The organism is Flectobacillus roseus (genome assembly GCF_030056595.1).
Classification (GTDB): Bacteria; Bacteroidota; Bacteroidia; order Cytophagales; family Spirosomataceae; genus Flectobacillus; species Flectobacillus roseus.
The window spans coordinates 79,659-98,312 of sequence record NZ_JASHIF010000003.1 but is presented as its reverse complement, the minus strand read 5'-3'; the positions used below and the strand labels follow the sequence as shown (position 1 = coordinate 98,312).

The window sequence follows — 18,654 nt, the reverse complement described above, 5'->3', positions numbered from 1 at the left end:
AAAGAATATTTGTGCTTGATTCAAATGTGCTTTTCCTCAACGACGAAATATTAAAATAATAAGATATGTTCGTTGCATTACTAATTTGTTTGAGTCTTGTTTTAGCAAATGTTGTGATTGGTGTTTACACCGAACGTAAGGTCTCCGCTTTCATGCAAGACCGTTTGGGTCCTATGGTTGTAGGTAAATACGGTTCACTTCAATTGATTGCTGACTTGGTCAAACTTTTGTCGAAAGAAGATATTGTACCCAAACTAGCAGACAAGAGGTTGTTTTTAGCAGCGCCTTGTATGATTTTTGTGGCAATTTTTGCGGGTTTTGCGGTAATACCGCTGGGTCCAGGAGAATATTTGCAAGGTTCACAAGCACAAATTGGTGTATTCTATCTATTGGCGATTGTCTCAATAGATATTATTGGAGTTTTGATGGCTGGCTGGTCTTCAAATAACAAATATTCATTGTTAGGAGCGATGCGTTCGGTTGCTCAAATCGTATCGTATGAGATTCCATTAGGCTTGTCGGTTTTATGTGTGGTGATGGTTTCTCAAACCTTAAATCTACAAGAAATAAGTACACAACAAGGTATTTTTTCAGCACATGATAATTACCTTTTTGGACTAAAATCTTTAGGAATCGATGTAACGCAAGTGGGTGGGTTTTTGACTTGGAATATTTTCAGAGTTCCGTTCTTCTTAGGGGTGTTTATTATTTTCTTTATCGCTTCTTTGGCAGAATGTAACCGTGCACCTTTTGACTTACCCGAAGCTGAGTCTGAGTTGGTAGGAGGTTTTCATACTGAGTATTCTGGCATGCGATGGGCATTGATATTTCTTTCGGAATACGGTATGATGCTATTGGTAAGTGTCTTAGGCGTTATTCTGTTTTTGGGAGGTTGGAATTCACCTTTCCCGAATATTGGTTCTGTCAAACTAGCAACTTGGACTTCTGGGGAGCCCGGCTCATGGTCTGGCGCAATTTGGGGATTTGTTTGGTTGTTAGCCAAAGCTTATATGCTCATTTTTGTACAAATGTGGGTGCGATGGACATTCCCTCGTTTACGTGTAGACCAGCTGATGTATCTTACATGGAAAGTACTTACACCATTTTCAATTTTGGCAGTATTTTTATCTGCTATTTGGAGAATGTTGATGATTTAAGAAGTCAATTGCGCTAATATTAAAGTTATAACAAAAAAGCGGTCGAAAATTTTTCGACCGCTTTTTTGATGCTAGATGTTGGATTACTCATCTTGAGAAGCAGAGCATTGTTACTCTACCGATAAAACGTGGATTCAAAGAATAATTACTCATTCAATCAATCCCAATCACTCAATTAAAGATGAGATTATCTTAAGGGTTACTTTCTTTTAAGAATGCCAAAATGTTTTTGATGTCCTCAGTGCCTAAATTAGGGAAAGCCGTCATTTGAGTACCATTAAATTTCTTGAAAAGGTCGTTAGCGTATTTATCACCGCCAGCCAACACTTTTTGTGGATTTTGTACCCATTTCTCAACCCAAGCCGCATCTCTACGTGATTCGATTCCTTTCAATCCTGGACCTACTACAACTTCGTCAGTTGAAGCGTGGCAAGCTGCACAGTTGTTTGTGAAAATTTCTTTACCTTTTGTAGCTTCTGCTGAAAGTGCTGCTGCCACTGGAGTAACAGGATTCTGAGGGCCTGGACCACCAGCTGCCGCTGTTTCAGCTTGGCTAGGCATCATAGCAAACGCCAACAAGGTAAAAATAAAGCAAACTACAACTACAATTAAAAGGGTGTTTACTACACGTAGGGTTTTGAAAATTTTGTTTTCCATTTTTTTGTTTTTAGTGCCTTGGAGGAAAATAACAGGGCAAAAATAAAGATAATATCCCAATTGGGGTATATAAAGCAGGATATTTGCCTTAATTTTACGCTATATTCTATTGTTTGGTATGCAATTTCAGGAATCCGATTAGTTCCTTCAATGATATTAATTGGCTCTAAAACTGATATTTATTTCTTCATAAAAGCCAATGGAATAGGCTCGCAGGGAACTTCTCCTGTTTCTATCATTTCTTCATATTTATCAACCAGATTCCGTAATATATCTTTCAATATATTCAATTGCTCAGCTCCAATCACCTCCTCGAAGTTTTGATCGATATACTCTGTACATGCTTTCCAGTCCAAAATACATCTAACTCCTAAGTCTGTGAGTTTAACAATCAGAGCACGAGCATCGCTAGGGTCTTTTTCGGTATATACAAAACCCTCATCAGCCAATTCTTTTACAAGCTTGCTCATACCTTGTTTGGTCATTCCTGCTTTCTGGGCAATTTTATTGACACTTGTACCTTCCACATCAATGTTTACTAGCGCAACAATTTGACCTACCCTAAAATTGGTATAGCCTTTATCTGTTAAAAACTTTACTGCTAATGTGGACATATATCTGTAGGAGCGATTCAACAAGCGCCCCATCAAGCGATTTTTACTCGCTTTAAACTCTTTTAGCTTAATTACATCATCTTCTGTCATAATGATTCTAGGATAGTGTTTTGTACAAAAACAATACCTCGGTTATTCTGTGGTACATCTTATTTAAGTCATCTTGCGGGTTTAGATTCTCAAAATTACAAATTGTTACACACAATTGCAGTAGTCATTTTAAGTATCTTTTACCAAAAAGATGAATAATCCAAGGAAATTTTGACTGTTTTTTCGTTGAATCTGATACAAAGTTAATAAATGAAAAAATATTTGTCAACTTACTTGACTAATTTAGTAAACTTAGTTTACCTTTGTGTCATCAATTCACACACAAATTGAATTTTTCTCATACATATGCATCTCTTACCATTTGATGACGCAACACAAAAGATAAGTTCGATGGGCCATTTGTAGGAATTGATTCTATAAGCATACAGCGACTAGAATAAATACAATGATTATTTAAGATTATAAAAATTATGGAAAATCAGAGTTCAATGAAAAAGCAATTGCCAAAGTTAATTTTATTAACAGTAGTGGCTGTCGGTGGATTTTTGGGATATAAGGAATATCATTATTCTCAGACGCATGAGGATACTGATAACGCACAAATCGAATCTTACTTTGTGCCAGTACTACCTCGTACTTCGGGTTATGTAAAATCAATTTCAGTAAAAGATTACGATGTAGTTAAAAAAGATCAGTTGTTGATCGAAATTGATTCGGAAGAAGGGAAATTGGCATTAGAGGAACTAAAAGCTGATTTGTTGCAAGCAGAAACAGATGTAGAAAACGCTAAAGCGAATATTCAAAATTTGAAAATGAGCATAGCGGCAATGGAAGCTAACCTAAAAGCTACGGCAATTCGTCGTGATAAAGCAAAGCGTGATGCAGATCGTGACAATGCGTTGGTAGCAGATAATGCAATCACTAAAAAACAAGCAGAAGATTCTCGTTCAAACTATGATGTATTAGTTGCTCAATATAATGCTTCTGTACAAGACATCGCTTCGAACAAATCTAAAATGGGAATTTTGACTGCCGCTTTACACAAAGCTGAAGCCACATTAGCAGTAAAGAAAGTGAAAATTGCTCAACAGGAGTTGAAGTTGTCTTATGCAAAAGTGTATGCTCCATCTGAAGGTCGTATCGGTAAGAAAACGGTTGAGGCTGGACAGTTTATTCAAGCTGGTCAAACTTTGATGACGGTCGTTCAAGATCAACAATTTTGGGTAGTTGCTAATTTCAAAGAAAACCAAATCGCTCGTTTGAAAGTAGGAGATGAGACCGAATTGACTTTAGATGCGTATCCAAACCGTCCATTAAAAGGAAAAATTATTTCAATTTCAGAATCTACTGGTGCCAAGGCTTCTTTGTTACCTCCTGATAATGCATCTGGTAACTTTGTGAAAGTAACTCAGAGAGTTCCTGTAAAAATTGAAATTGAGGACATTGCTAAAAACAAAGATATTTTACGTGCAGGTCTTTCATTAGAAGTTTCTGTTCCTGTAAAATAATTCGAGATAAAGTTGGGCAATTGGTCATAAGAAGTGGAGGCTTAGATAAGTTTTGTGAGTAATCATGATTTAGGGTTTTGCTTATCTAAAGACAAATTGAGGTGAAGAAATAAGCAAGGGATTGCGCGGTTGTCAATTGTTGAATCTACTTCAGACTCACAATTCATAATTGTAATTCTTCAGCCATTTGATATCAAGTGTAACAATGCCTCGTAAAGCGGATATTGACTACCAATGATAAGGGACTGATTGGAGAAATATCCAACACTTCTTGAATTGCTCAGCTTTAGTTTCGAGACTAAAATAATCATCAACTATGGCGGCTAAAGGATTAGCAAGAGCAATGATTGTGATAACCACCATCTCGGCAGCGGTGATGGAGCTTTTGGATACCACAATCGTTAACGTAGCCCTCAACCAGATGGCTGGTTCACTAGGGGCTACAATCGAAGACGTAGCTTGGGTCGTAACATCTTACGCCATCGCTAACGTAATCATTATCCCAATGACGGGATTTTTAGGAGATTACTTCGGACGAAAAACATATTATTTAGGTTCTATTCTATTATTTGGTATTTCTTCCTACTTCTGTGGAGCTTCTCATGGACTTTGGGAATTAGTATTTTGGAGATTTATTCAAGGTGTAGGAGGGGGAGCCTTGCTATCAACCTCACAGGCTATCTTATTTGATGCCTTCGAACCTAAAGATAGACCAATAGCCTCAGGTATTTTTGGGATGGGTATTATCCTAGGGCCAACTTTAGGCCCAGCTTTGGGTGGATATATCGTTGAACATTTTACATGGCAAGATATATTTTTCGTAAATATTCCAATATGTATTGCTGCTACGATTTTGACGATTCTTTACATTGAAAGAAAAGAAGGAGAAGGACAGAAGAAAGACAAGATTATTATAGATTACCCTGGGATTTTCTTACTTATGCTTGGTATTGGTTCATTGCAATACGTATTAGAAAAGGGAGAATCTGATGACTGGTTCGAATCTAGAACCATTGTAATCCTAAGTTTGTCGGCTGTAGTGGGATTAGTAGGGTTTGTCTGGCGAGAATTGACCACCGAACACCCTGTTGTTGACCTGAAGATATTTAGATACAAAGTTTTTGGACTTTCTACCATATTTACCTTTGTTGCAGGTCTTGGTTTGTTTACCTCAGTATTCGTATACCCAGTAATGGTACAACGTATCAATGGGTTTACGCCGCTCGAGACAGGTTTGTCATTGATTGCGCCAACCATGCTCGGTGTAATATTATTTCCAGTCATAGGAAGACGTATGGCGGCAGGCGATTCTCCACTTCCATATATGGCAATTGGTATCCTGATATTTGTATTCTTTGGCTTTTACAGTGGTACAGCTACTCCCGAAATGGGCAAATGGGATTTCTTTCCTATGCAAGTATGTCGTGTGCTAGGGGTTGCCATGTTACAAATGCCATTGATCAACCAAGCTGTAGCAGGTTTGCAACAAAGAGAATATCCTGCGGGTATCGCCCTTACCAATATGATTCGACAACTGGGAGGTGCTTTTGGTATTGCGTTGGCCAACAACTATGTAACGAATGCCGCAGCACAACACCGTTCGGACTTGATGGCGAATATGACCATGGATAATCCTTTGTTTGTACAACGCCTTAACGGTAGTATTGCCAATTTTGCCTCTAAAACAGGTGATTACTTTGGCGCAACCAAGATGGCGTATGCCCAACTCGAAGGTTTAGTTGCTAAACAGGCATATTACCTTGCTTACTTAGATACTTACAGAGTAGTTTCTTTGTTTTTCATCGCAATTTTTCCATTGCTCTTATTGTTGAGAACGAAAAAGAAAACCAAAGAAGAAATCGCAGCCGCAGCAAAAGCAGCAGCAGATAGTCATTAACAGGCATAAGGTCACGGGGAATAGACATCGGTTGACAAAATTGCAACGGATGTCTTATGACCCAATTCCTCAACCTCTATTTTAACAGACATAATTTTAAAGAAGATAATGAAAAAATTAACAGTTTTCGGACTTATCCTTTGTGCACAGATGAGCTTTGCACAAGATAAAAATACGGACGCTTTGGGTCGGTTGGTGAAGGCTGCTATTGATTATTCTCCAAGAATTAAGGAACAGCAACAGTTGGTTTCGATTGGAGATTACAAAACAAAAATTCAAGAAGCAGCACTAAAACCACAAGTTCAATCAGAATTAAGCGTAACTCGTATTGACCCTGTTGCCAAGGCAAGTTTTGCCTTTGGTTCTACTTCGACAGAGTTGAGTTTTCAGCCAAATATGAACTACAATGCCAATGTTGGCGCCAATTATACCATTGCCGACTGGGGTAAGCAAGCTTTAGCGATTGAAAGAGCAAAATTAGAAACAAACCTCTCTAAAAATAATGTTGAAGGGTTGAAACAAAATTATGCTTACCAAGTAGCGAATTTGTATTACGGTATTGTGTATTTGCAAAAAGCCATCGAGGTACAAAAAGAACAATTGAAATTGGTTGCCAATAACGAAAAACTAATCTCAGATCGTTTGAAACAAGGCGATGCGTTGGATTACGATAGAGTTTCGATTCAAGTACGTTATAAAAATGCCGAAACTAGATTAACAGATTTACAGGGTCAATTAGATCGCCAGTTGATTTATTTGAGTTCCTTGATTGGTGCAGATGCAAGAACTATGGTTCCTACTGATGCAGATTTTTCAGCAACTTGGGCAGATTTGACTGTTTCAGCAGCATTTGAGCAAGCTCAAACCAATAACGTTGATTTGAAAAATATCAGAGAAAAAGATTTGATAGCGGATAAGGATGTTAAAATTGCGCAATTGAGCATGGCTCCAACCGTCTCTGCAGTGGGTCAACTAGGCATTAAAAACGGATATTTGCCACGCATCAATGGGGAAGTGCCTCCAGTGGATAAAGATTTTAAATTTAACACAGTCTTAGGTTTAAAAATGACTATCCCAATTTATGCAGGTGGACGTGGAGCGTACTCAACCGAAATGGCGAAATTGAGCAAAGAAATGTTGAAATACTCTTCAGAAGCTACCAATCAAGCTTTGAAACGAGATTTGGATGCTGCGGAGAACGACTACACAATTGCAAAAAACAAACTTGACCTTTCAGAGAAAAACGTATTCCAAGCACAATATGCATTGAAATTAGCTGAAAGTCGTTACAAAAATGGCGTTATTACCAATGTTGAAATTGAGGCTGCACAAACTGCTTTACGTGAAGCTCAATTGACACAGTTACAATATCAATACATGATGACACAGGCAAAACTTGAAGTGAGCCGTTTGTCAGGTTTAAAATTTTGGTAGAAAAACAATCTCTGTTGTTAACTCCAATGCTGCTTTTGCGGGATTGGAGTTTTTTTGTTTTAAGAGTTTCTCCAAATTCTAGTAGCTGATAGCCGATAGCCAAATAATACTTACCTTTGCTTAAATCAATTTTTCATCAACACATTTCTTTATGAAAAAAATCTGGACACTACTAGTTGGTCTTTTATTACATGGAGCTGTTTTAGCACAATCTTCTGATTCACTCATTGTCATCAAAGCAGGACGAATGTTTGATAGTGAAAAAGGTGTTTTTCTCGAAAATCAGACCATCCTTATCAAAGGTAATATCATTCAATCGGTAGGAACAAATCTCAAATATCCTGCACAAGCCAAAGTGATTGACTTATCCAAAGCAACAGTATTGCCTGGGTTTATAGACTGCCATACACATATTACCTCACAGCCTGACAATTATATGGAGGATTTGTTCCGAAAATCACCAATAGATTATGCGGTTGAGGCTCATATTTTTGCCAGAAAGACCTTAGAGGCAGGCTTTACCACTTGTCGAGATGTGGGTGCACCTGAATTAATTGATGTGGCATTGAAGCGTTCTATTAATGCAGGTCATATTTCTGGTCCTAGACTATTTGTTTCAGGGCCAATCATTGGAGCTACCGGTGGACATGCTGATATCAGCGGTTTTTCTCCATATCTTTCATTTAAAGCAATTTCTGGGGTTGCAGACGGCATAGATGAGATTCGTAAACAAGTACGATATAATATTAAATATGGTGCTGATTTAATCAAATTTACGGCTACAGCTGGAGTTTTATCAGAGGAAGAGTCGGTGGGTGCGCCACAATACTCGCAAGAAGAGATGAATGCACTAGTGGCCGAGGCAGCGATGTGGGACAAAAAAGTAGCCGCACATGCACACGGAACTACGGGTATCAAAATGGCGATTAAAGCTGGTGTGGCTTCTATCGAACATGGAAGCTTCTTGGATGAGGAGGCAATTGAATTAATGAAGCAGAAAGGAACATATTTGGTGGCTGATATTTACAATGATGATTATATTCTGTCGGAATTTGCCAAATTAGGCTATCCAGAGAAACTTATTGAAAAAGAAAGAACAGTTGGCAAAACCCAGAGAGAAAGTTTCCAAAAGGCAGCCAAGGCTGGTGTAAAAATTGCTTATGGAACCGATGCAGGGGTATATCCACATGGTAATAACGGAAAACAGTTCTTTTACATGGTAAAATTTGGTTTATCACCTGCACAGGCTATCCAAGCTGCAACAATCAATGCAGCGGACTTGATAGGAGTGAAGACCAAACTTGGTTCAATTACTCAAGGAAAATGGGCTGATATTGTTGCTGTAGAAGGAAATCCAGAACAAGATATTACAGTTCTAGAAAAGAAAATAAAATTTGTAATGAAGGAAGGGAAAGTATATCTACAAAAATAGTTTAGATAACGGAGCTTAATTTGTTATATATTAGCTATTTAAAAATAAAATGTGTTGTTCTGAGATAAAATTTATCAAAAGAGCAACACATTTTTGATTATATAAGAGTCCTTGTTGTCTTTAATTGGAGAATGGTGTGAAATTTTATATTTTACATAAGAATAATTCTATCTTTAATCCCCAATTAACTATAACAACCATGAAACAACTGCAAACAGCAGATTATTTAGTATTTTTTGTGTATTTTATTGTAGTAATTAGCTACGGTATTTGGGTTTTTAAAAAGAAGCAAGGAACTTCTTCCAAAACCAAAGATTTTTTTCTCGCAGAAGGCTCTTTAACTTGGTGGGCCATAGGTGCTTCACTAATTGCTTCTAACATCTCCGCTGAACATTTTATAGGTATGTCTGGCTCAGGTTTCGCCATTGGACTAGCAATTTCTTCCTACGAATGGATGTCAGCCGCAACTTTAATCTTGGTGGCCATATTTTTTATTCCAGTTTATCTGAAAAATAAAATTTATACCATGCCCCAGTTTCTTTCCACAAGGTATAATGACACAGTTGCTACCATTATGGCTGTTTTCTGGTTGTTGCTCTATGTTTTTGTCAATTTAACATCGATTTTGTACTTAGGTGCTCTTGCCGTAGAAACCATCTCTGGGATTCCCTTTTATTATTGTATGTTTGGACTAGCTGTGTTTGCGGTGTTTATTACCCTAGGAGGCATGAAAGTGATTGGCTATACTGATGTGATTCAAGTAGTTGTACTAGTACTTGGAGGTTTAGCAACCACCTATTTGGCCTTAAATATGGTATCAGATAAATTTAATGGAGATGGAGTCGTAGATGCTCTCGGTATTTTGCGTCAACAAGCTGATAGCCATTTTCACATGATTTTCTCGAAAGGTGACCCTCACTATTATGAATTGCCGGGACTTTCAATCTTGATTGGTGGTATGTGGATTAATAATTTCAACTATTGGGGGTGTAATCAGTATATTATACAACGTACTTTGGGGGCTGATCTCAATACTGCCCGTGGAGGGATAATTTTTGCGGCATTTATGAAGTTATTAATGCCACTCATTGTCGTGATTCCAGGGATTGCTGCGTATGTTTTGTTCCAAAATGGTGAGTTTCAACAAGAAATGCTTGATGTGAGCGGACAAGTAAAACCAGATCACGCATATCCAACCTTAATGAATCTTCTACCTGCTGGAATGAAGGGTTTGGCTTTTGCGGCATTAACTGCAGCCATCGTAGCCTCCTTGGCAGGAAAATGTAATAGTATAGCTACTATTTTCAGTTTGGATATTTATAAAAAGTTCTATAATAAGGATGCTTCAGAAGACAGAACCGTGAAAGTAGGACGTTTAGCCGTAATTGTTTCTTTCATTATTGCACTTTGTATTACTCCACAACTCCGTAAATTAGAGCAAGCTTATCAGTTTATTCAAGAATACTCCAACTACATCACCCCGGGGGCTTTCGCACTGTTTTTCTTGGGTTTATTCTGGAAAAGAACTACATCAAAAGCAGCTATTGTTGCTGCATTTTTAGCATTGCCTTTATCCGTGGCTTTCAAGTCTATTCCTGCTTTGGCAGAGATGTTCTTCGGTATGATTGTTGAACCAATGCCATTCCTAGATAGAACTCTCTGGGTATTTCTACTCTTGGTAGCTTTAATGATTATCGTAACTTTGACTGACCCTAACAGTAAAAATAACCCTCAAGGGTTAGAGATTGAATCCAAAATGTTCAGAGTAAGTCAGTCATTTGTGGTTTCTTCGATATTAATTTCTGGAATACTTGTGGCTCTATATACTGCCTTTTGGTAGTATTGAATGGGTGTAAATAAAGAAAAAGTAGCAGTTTATGCCGAAAAATGGTTCAAAAAGGTTCAGAATTTAATATTCTGAACCTTTTTGAACCATTTTTTTAATCATCGAACACTTTGAAAATGTAAATTTGTTTCAACAATAGAGAAAACAAAACTCACTTTTCAATAGAATATTAGAATTGAAAAGTCTTGTTTGAATAATCATTCTATTGTAGGTTTTTATAAATTAGTAATAAATACTTAGAGTTGTTCAGCATCTAGCTGATAGACCAAAGTTTAAAGATAAATATAAAGTAAGGATGTAAAGTTTAAAGTTTGAAGATCATGTTATCTTCAAACTTTTTTGTTTTATTCACTTCTGTCAATAAATCGGATAATCTCACCAATAATTTTGAACAACCACAAATATTTTTAACTTTTGTGGTATATTTAAGTTAGAATGCATCCTCGAAGGTTTTCAAAAGCTATTTACTCTACTTAGAATAGCAGTTGCATCGCCTGAACCTTACTTTTAAACCATTTCAACTCACATGGGTCATCTATTCGAAACATTTGTTTTTGGATTAGGATTGTTTTCATTTTTAATCGGATGCCTCTTAGGATATTGGGTATTAACCAAGTTTACACACCAAGGAAAAAATATACTAGGGGCAATTTTCTTTATTTGGTCAATCAATGGATTAGCCAATACCATTCTCTATGGGCCATTGCCAACTGAATTTCAAGCGGTAATTTTCAGAGTAGCAATGCCAGTATATTTCATTTTGCCTGCATTAACCTATTTCTATGTACGTCAAATCAACGATCCTTCCTTAAAAATAAAACCTGTGGATTTAGCCCACGGGATACCAGTAGTGCTTGTATTCCTTGAATTGATACCTTATTATATCCTTCCTTTCCAAGAAAAGGTGAAGATATTGGAGTCGATCAAAGAGAACCCTGCCAATTTGTTTGTTGGGCATGAAGGTTTTATAGGAAATGATATCAGAGATTTTCTACTAGGATTGTTATTTATGGTATACGGATTACTTATTTGGCATATAATTGCCCAAAGATTTAAGCAAAACCCCAATACTCCTTTGGGACATTTCAAATGGAGTATATTTGTTGCAGTAATGGTGACTGGGCTATTCATCCTTAAAATAGCTTATTTTGGTGTCATAGTAAATAATTTAGGTATATCCGCATTCAAAGGAATTTTTACGCAGGTAATAATTATTCAAAGCGTATTTTTTTATACCCTCTGTGGTTTTCTTTGGGTAAATCGTGGTGAAATAGGAAAAATGTGGTCAGTTTATGAAGAAGTTTTTGACTTTTCTGTAAACGATAGCGAGCCACTTGTTCTTGAAACAATCGAAATAGAACCAGAAATTATTAAAAACTTTGAAAACTATATCCATCTCCAAAAGCCATATTTAAGAGCAAAGTATTCATTGAATGATATTGCCTATGAAACGAATTTACCTGCCTATCAAATATCTAGTATGATGCGTGTTCATTATGGTATGAATTTCAGTGATTATATCAACTCATTGAGGGTTGAGGAGGTTAAGCGTCGTTTGAGTGATGATGAATACCAAAATTACAGTATAGAAGGTATTTCGAAAGACTGTGGATTTAATGCGAAGAGTACTTTTTTTACCGTATTTAAAAAACATACTGGATTAACACCCTCCGAGTTTCAAAAGAATATCAAAGTGGCCATCTCCAACGAGTAAACGTTACTCGAAAATTTTATACAAGGGTCAGGACGTTGTAGTGCTACAATGTCCTGACCTTTATTTATATTCGAGGTTTGGGCATATGTCTACTGAGCTACTTATTTGTACTTTTCTTTTTTTCTTTGAAAAAGCTTTACGAACAGTACAACCCAAGGCAAGATAAAGGGCATTTTATTCTTCTCCATTTTTGTAAAAAACACTTCAAGCATTGCTAAAACTTTTTTATAATGAACGCTAAAAAAATATTACTCGGAATACTGCTTACAAGTAGCATATCAGGTTTTGCACAGCAAAATCCATATATCAGTGTGTCGAAGGATGGAAAAAAGGTTGAGCTAACCCAAGCAGGGGTTTCGTTCTTGGCGCAGTTACCTTTGCATTGTATCGAAACAGAATTTCCTAATAAACCCAACCACACCATTGAAACAGCCGAGGAAGTGGCTTTAAGTCCCAAAAAATTGCACCCGTCATTCTATGGTTGTTTGGACTGGCATTCGTCTGTACATGGACATTGGATGTTGGTAAAAATTCTAAAATCGTATCCAGATTTGCCAGAAACAGCACAAATTATCAAAGTGTTGGAACACAGTTTTCTTCCGGAAAATTTGCAAACCGAAGCCGATTATTTTTCCAAATATAAACTAGCAAAGGGCTTTGAAAGAACCTATGGCTGGGCTTGGTTGCTGAAACTGGATGAGGAATTATTGGCTTGGGACAGTCCATTGGCGAAAAAATGGCATAAAAATTTACAGCCGTTGACGCAAATAATTGTTCAACGTTGGAAAGACTATTTACCGAAGCAAACTTATCCCAATCGTACGGGTGTGCATCCCAACACGGCTTTTGGGATGGTGTTCGCTTTGGATTGGGCACGTGCTACGAAAAATACGGCGTTTGAAAGCTTATTAGTACAACGCAGTAAGGATTATTATTTGAAAAATAAGGCAGTTGCTGCCATTCTAGAACCAGATGGAACAGATTTCCTATCTCCAAGTTTAGAAATTGCCGATTTGATGCGCAGAGTGTTACCTAATAAAGAGTTTGGAGTTTGGTTTAACCAATTTTACACGCCTGAAGGTTTGAAAAATGTGTTACAATTGCCTATCGTGAGTGACCGTTCTGATTACTCAATCGTACATTTGGATGGTTTGTCATTGAGTAAAGCATGGTGTTTGCAAGGTATTGCCAAACAGCTTCCTACTTCCGATCCACGCAAAAAACAATTTCAAGAAACGGCTGTTATGTTCTTACAAAAGACCTTACCCAATATAGCCAATGGTAATTACGGTGGTGATCACTGGCTTGGTTCATTTGCTATGTATGCTTTGAATCAGTAAGATTAAAGGATTTTATATGGAAATTCTAATAAGCGAACATAGGTAAATTTCAAAGATTGCTGTCTTTATTGAACTAGGTAGGGCTGTTGTATTCTACCTCTACCTAATTTAGTAAACGATTTTGCCCGTTTTTCTCAAAACATTGTATTCAATGAATCTTAAATTGAAAAAAGTATTTTGCCAAATAAGGAATGTGCTTTCAGGAATAATACTCTTGTCCTGTCTACCAGTAATGACTGAAGCCCAAGTATTGTCAGATACCACTATAACGATAAAAGTGCTCGGCGGTTTGCAGTTTGATACGCCAAGATTGATACTAAAACCCAATACTCGTGTTACGCTGATACTGGACAATCATGATGATATGGCACATAATTTTGTATTGACCAAACCCAGTTCTCGGTTAAAGGTAGTTGAGGAGGCCGCAAAGTTAGCTGAACGTGGTGCAAAAATGAATTATGTTCCAACATCACCTTTGGTAATCGCTAGTACTAAAATAGTAGAGCCAGGTAACATGGAAACTATTTCGTTTGTGCTTGATAAAGCTGGTCAATATCCTTATGTATGTACTTACCCGGGACATGGCTATGTGATGTTTGGTGTTATTTATGTAGGACAATCTTATATTCCACCATTCGAAAAAGATACCAATATCCCTGAATCTCAACGCGCAGGTACTGGTAATGAACACGCCCATCATGGACATGGAATGCCTAGTTCTCCACATCCATATCCGATTGAATTTCCAATGCTCTATCGTACGTTTATGCCAGAAGCTAGTCCAGCGGCAATTGCTGTTGGTCTGACTCCTACAGAGTCCTATTGTTGGGATGCTGGTAAATGTTACTTGCGTTACATTTGGACAGGCGGATTCGTAGATAACGCCGAACAATGGAAAGGAAATGGAAGCAAGCTGACAAAAGTTGAGGGTGAAATTTATTGGAAAGAACAACAATTTCCTTTTACAATTGGTATCAATAAAACCCAACCCAAGGTAGACTTTAAAGGATATAAATTGGTAAAGCGAGTACCAACCTTCGAATATACCCTAGACGGGATAAAAGTTAGTGAAACCTTGACTTGGAATGAGACTGCTCAATCTCTCACCAGAACGTTTGTAATTGGAGAGCGCAGTTCAACTATGAACTTTACTTTACCCAAAAATGATGCAATTACTTATCAATTAAAAGGAGTAACGCTTAAAAATGGGGCTATTGCAGTTCCGAAGACTATAAAATCCTTTAGTGTTATCATTAAAAGAAAATAAAAACCTATTTCATGAAAAGGAAAGATTTGAAGCATAAGCTATGGAAATCATTTGGAGTGGGCTTATTAGTTAGCTTACTAGGCTCTGCTGTGCAGGCGCAAAACACATCAATGCCTAAAGATTCTGCGGCGATGTATTATGAGGTTGAAGATATACCGCTCCCAGATGGTTTGATTGCTGAAACAGGCTCTATTGGCTTTTTGCCAGATGGACGTTTTGTCGCGGGTTTCCACCGTGGGGAAATTATGATTTACAATCCCAAAACTCGTACATGGAAACGCTTTGCAGAGGGCTTACACGACCCTTTAGGTTTGATGGTGGTGAGCAATAATGAAATTTTGGTCATGCAAAGACCAGAATTAACGAGAATAAAAGATACTGACGGAGATGGCGAGGCAGACTTGTACCAGAAAGTTACCGATGATTTTGGCTTGTCAGGCAATTACCATGAGTTCGCTTTTGGTCCTGTCAAAGATAAACAAGGTAATTTGTTTATAGCGCTTAATCTAGCTTCCAATGGCGCAGGTATCCGTCCCGAGATTCGAGGTACTTACGATTCTTTGTCAAGACCAGGTCGTATGTATGCCTGTGTGGACTATCGTGGTTGGATTATGCGATTGGATAAGCAGGGCAAATTGCATCCTTATGCAGTAGGTTTCCGTTCGCCCAACGGGCTAGGATTTGATGCACAAGGTAGATTGCTGGTATCCGATAATCAAGGAGATTGGTTAGGTACAAGCAAGCTATTTCATGTTGAAGAAGGTAAGTTTTATGGACATCCAGCTGGTCTTATTTGGAAGAAGGACTTTCCAAGAGTAGTGCCTATTTCGCTTCCTGTAGCGCAGTTGGATAGTATGCGTACTAAAGAAATAGTACAATTTCCACATGGTTATTTTGCTAACTCACCTACACAACCAGTATTGGATAATACCAATGGAAAGTTTGGTCAATTTGGAGGTCAAATGTTGATTGGAGATATGGATCATAAGTACATGATTCGCCTTTTACTTGAAGAAGTGAATGGTAAAATGCAAGGAGCATGTATACCATTAAATGTTGGTACGAAGATGCGAATTGGTAACAACCGTTTAGCATTTGCCCCAGATGGTGCTTTGTGGGTAGGTCAAAACGACCACGGTTGGGTAGGAGCTAGGGGTATACAAAGGATTAAATGGAAGGGCGAAAAACACCTAGATCTCATGGCAATGAACCTGACCAAGGATGGTTTTGATTTGACTTTCTCGATGCCACTTGATGCCGAAAGTGCACAAAATGTAGCCAATTTTAAATTCAAGCGCTTTTACTATGAATATCATCAAGCCTATGGTTCAAAGCAATTTGACGTAAAAGAGATAGGGGTAAAGAGTATTTCTCTCTCCGATGATAAAACAAAAGTGCATGTGGTACTAGATGAGATGAAAGCAGGATATGTCTACGAAATGCGTCTAGGAGAAATAATTAATGCCAATAAGTCTAAAAGAGTATTGAATAATTTGGTTTGTTACTCTCTCAACCAACTTAAATAAAAAAATCAACATAAAATATTCTCTATAAATGTTTTATTAATCTTTTATAAGGTTTAAGTTGTTAATCTTCAATCAATTAAGGATTGATAGGTAAAGTTGAATTCTAAACGTGAAGCTCGTGAAACTGACCAAGAAATTTGTACACCAAATTTAGTCAGCCTCACGAGCTTCATTTTTGTTTATTTTAAAGAATAAAAAATGCGTTTATTGATGATTTTCTGCTGTCTACATTTTTCAATCATTCGCTAGTATTATTATAAAGAAAACAGAGTTTATTCAACGTGAAGGTTGAGTAATGGTCGTCCAGAAGTGTTTATCTTGGTGTCTGCATTTTATTTCTCAAGCCCTAAACCTGAATATATTTTTTGGTTGAGAACGCATTGATCAAGAGTAATATTTTTGACTGATTATTTTAAGACTGTGCTCTCGCCATGCTAATTTTATGTCCTTACTGCTTATGCTTTACAAGTGAAAGATTTGAAGATTTTTTATCTGAAACATGTCTATACAAACAGCTAATTCTTTTAGCAAAGCACTAATTGAAGCATTTTATCCCATTTTTAGGAAGTTTCATCCCATTCATTCACTCAGTAAAAGAGGATTGTCTAAGTTTGAAGAAAAAACGGCTAAACCATGAATCCTATCCAGAAAAAACTACGAATTACAGAGTGGTCATTGGCACTACTGTTTACGGTACTATACAATGTTGTACACCTTACGAGGGTCATAAAATATTTTGATAATGAAATTGGTAAAGTACAAAACTACGAATACATACTGATGGATTATACATCCTTCTGGGACGCTGTTCGAGAGTATGATACCATTAAGTATATAAACTTACCAACGATTATTGCGGCGGTACTATTTTTTGGAGCTTGGACGTTGTTGCACTTTTTTACCGTTCCTAAAATTGTGAGAAAAGAGTTTAATACAACGGTCATTTTAATGTTGGCAGGCGTATTGTTACTTACGTTTCTCAGTGTTTGGTCATACCATTTTTTAAAACTTAACTGGAGAATTGAGAAAGAAGAACTCAATCAGGTATCAGGTTTTGCGACTGAATCTATTTATCGGAAATGGTTTGTCTTCAATAGTTTTCTCAATGCCTGTTTTGTTTTGCTTGCCTACGAGCTGGGAATGTTATTGGTCTATCATTTGGAAAAGAAAGCCATTGAAAAAACCGACCAAGCCAACGTTGGTGCCTATGTATGTGTGGCGGCCATTTGGGTGTTAACAGGGATATTTTGGGTATCGGTTGGTTCGATTGGCAATGTAGTGATTCATCCTCCACAACCAGCATACTGGGCATCCATTGCTTTTGGAGCTATCTTATTTCACGGGTTGGCGTACTATGGGCTGTTTCCTTTTGTGCTGATTCCACAGTCAATTAAGACTGCCAAGGGAGTTTTGGTGTTCATATTTGGAGGATTTGCCTATGTTGTGTTTTGCGTGGTATCTTATGCAGTTATTTATAAACATATTCCATGCGAAACCTTTGATTTGGAAGCGGTGTTTACCTTATCTGCTGGGATTGGCTATATCTCCGCGGTGATTCGTTCATATATTGATTATACCCGAACGACACTCACCAACCAGATTGTCCATAAATCCACGGAGTTGGCTTCTTTGAAAGCACAAGTCAATCCGCACTTTTTGTTTAATGCTTTGAATACCTTATATGCTGTGGCTTTACGAGAAAAGGCGGAGGATACATCGACTGGAATTCAAAAACTGGGTGACATGATGCGCTTTATGTTGCATGACAACAACCAAGATAAGATTTCATTAGTCAAAGAAATAGAATATCTCGAAAACTACATTAGTTTACAGAAACTTCGCCTAGATCAAAACTTTTCGATTGATATAAAAGTGATTATTCAGCCTCAAGAAAAAGAAATTTGGATAGCACCTATGTTGATTAATCCCCTAGTTGAAAATGCTTTTAAGCATGGAGTAAGTCTGAGAAATCCCTCGTGGATATATATTACGATTACTTTTGATGATACCTATTTGTATTGCAAGGTTCATAATTCGATGCATGTTCGACAAGGTTTGGATACTGAAAAAGCTTCAGGTATTGGGCTGGATAATTTGAAAAAACGCCTACAAATGATTTATCCTAATCGCCATAGGTTAGATATTCAGTCGAATTCGCATGAATATTTTGTTTCTTTGCAAATCAATTATTTACCATTCCAAACCCAATAA

13 protein-coding genes are annotated in these 18,654 nt (G+C 37.3%); 11 read left to right on the top strand and 2 right to left on the bottom strand.

Going from position 1 to position 18,654, the window contains the following annotated elements:
* The first annotated feature begins 65 nt into the window (after positions 1-65).
* A complete protein-coding gene (locus QM524_RS04695) occupies positions 66-1,157 on the top strand; it encodes a complex I subunit 1/NuoH family protein (RefSeq protein WP_283343697.1) in 1,092 nt (363 codons plus the stop codon).
* 192 nt (positions 1,158-1,349) lie between these two features.
* On the opposite strand, the gene QM524_RS04690 is transcribed toward QM524_RS04695, so the two are convergent.
* The gene (locus QM524_RS04690) at positions 1,350-1,814 is read right to left on the bottom strand and encodes a c-type cytochrome (RefSeq protein ID WP_283343696.1); all 465 of its coding nucleotides are present in this window, start codon (positions 1,812-1,814) and stop codon (positions 1,350-1,352) included.
* A gap of 179 nt (positions 1,815-1,993) precedes the next feature.
* Positions 1,994-2,518 carry a MarR family winged helix-turn-helix transcriptional regulator gene (locus QM524_RS04685; RefSeq protein ID WP_283343695.1) on the bottom strand — a complete coding sequence of 175 codons (525 nt, stop codon included), beginning with the start codon at positions 2,516-2,518 and terminating at the stop codon, positions 1,994-1,996.
* 449 nt (positions 2,519-2,967) lie between these two features.
* On the opposite strand from QM524_RS04685, the gene QM524_RS04680 reads away from it, so the two are divergent.
* From QM524_RS04680 to QM524_RS04635, 10 genes are all read left to right on the top strand, one after another.
* A complete protein-coding gene (locus tag QM524_RS04680) occupies positions 2,968-3,987 on the top strand; it encodes an HlyD family secretion protein (protein WP_283343694.1) in 1,020 nt (339 codons plus the stop codon).
* Positions 3,988-4,303: 316 nt separating this feature from the next.
* Positions 4,304-5,884: a DHA2 family efflux MFS transporter permease subunit gene (locus QM524_RS04675; RefSeq protein WP_283343693.1), complete on the top strand. Its 1,581-nt coding sequence runs from the start codon at positions 4,304-4,306 to the stop codon at positions 5,882-5,884.
* A gap of 108 nt (positions 5,885-5,992) precedes the next feature.
* Positions 5,993-7,318, top strand: coding sequence for a TolC family protein (locus tag QM524_RS04670; RefSeq protein ID WP_283343692.1), 1,326 nt, complete (start codon positions 5,993-5,995; stop codon positions 7,316-7,318).
* Between the two features lie 151 nt (positions 7,319-7,469).
* The gene (locus QM524_RS04665; protein WP_283343691.1) at positions 7,470-8,750 is read left to right on the top strand and encodes a Xaa-Pro dipeptidase; all 1,281 of its coding nucleotides are present in this window, start codon (positions 7,470-7,472) and stop codon (positions 8,748-8,750) included.
* A 199-nt stretch (positions 8,751-8,949) separates the two neighbouring features.
* A complete protein-coding gene (locus tag QM524_RS04660; protein WP_283343690.1) occupies positions 8,950-10,590 on the top strand; it encodes a sodium/sugar symporter in 1,641 nt (546 codons plus the stop codon).
* A gap of 532 nt (positions 10,591-11,122) precedes the next feature.
* The gene (locus QM524_RS04655; RefSeq protein ID WP_283343689.1) at positions 11,123-12,310 is read left to right on the top strand and encodes a helix-turn-helix domain-containing protein; all 1,188 of its coding nucleotides are present in this window, start codon (positions 11,123-11,125) and stop codon (positions 12,308-12,310) included.
* 230 nt (positions 12,311-12,540) lie between these two features.
* Entirely contained in the window at positions 12,541-13,650 is a 1,110-nt protein-coding gene (locus tag QM524_RS04650; protein ID WP_283343688.1) for a DUF2891 domain-containing protein, read from the top strand.
* 232 nt (positions 13,651-13,882) lie between these two features.
* A complete protein-coding gene (locus QM524_RS04645) occupies positions 13,883-14,917 on the top strand; it encodes a plastocyanin/azurin family copper-binding protein (RefSeq protein ID WP_283343687.1) in 1,035 nt (344 codons plus the stop codon).
* Between the two features lie 11 nt (positions 14,918-14,928).
* Positions 14,929-16,443 (top strand): DUF7133 domain-containing protein, encoded by a 1,515-nt coding sequence (locus QM524_RS04640; protein WP_283343686.1) that lies wholly within the window; start codon positions 14,929-14,931, stop codon positions 16,441-16,443.
* Positions 16,444-17,076: 633 nt separating this feature from the next.
* Positions 17,077-18,654 carry a sensor histidine kinase gene (locus tag QM524_RS04635; protein WP_283343685.1) on the top strand — a complete coding sequence of 526 codons (1,578 nt, stop codon included), beginning with the start codon at positions 17,077-17,079 and terminating at the stop codon, positions 18,652-18,654.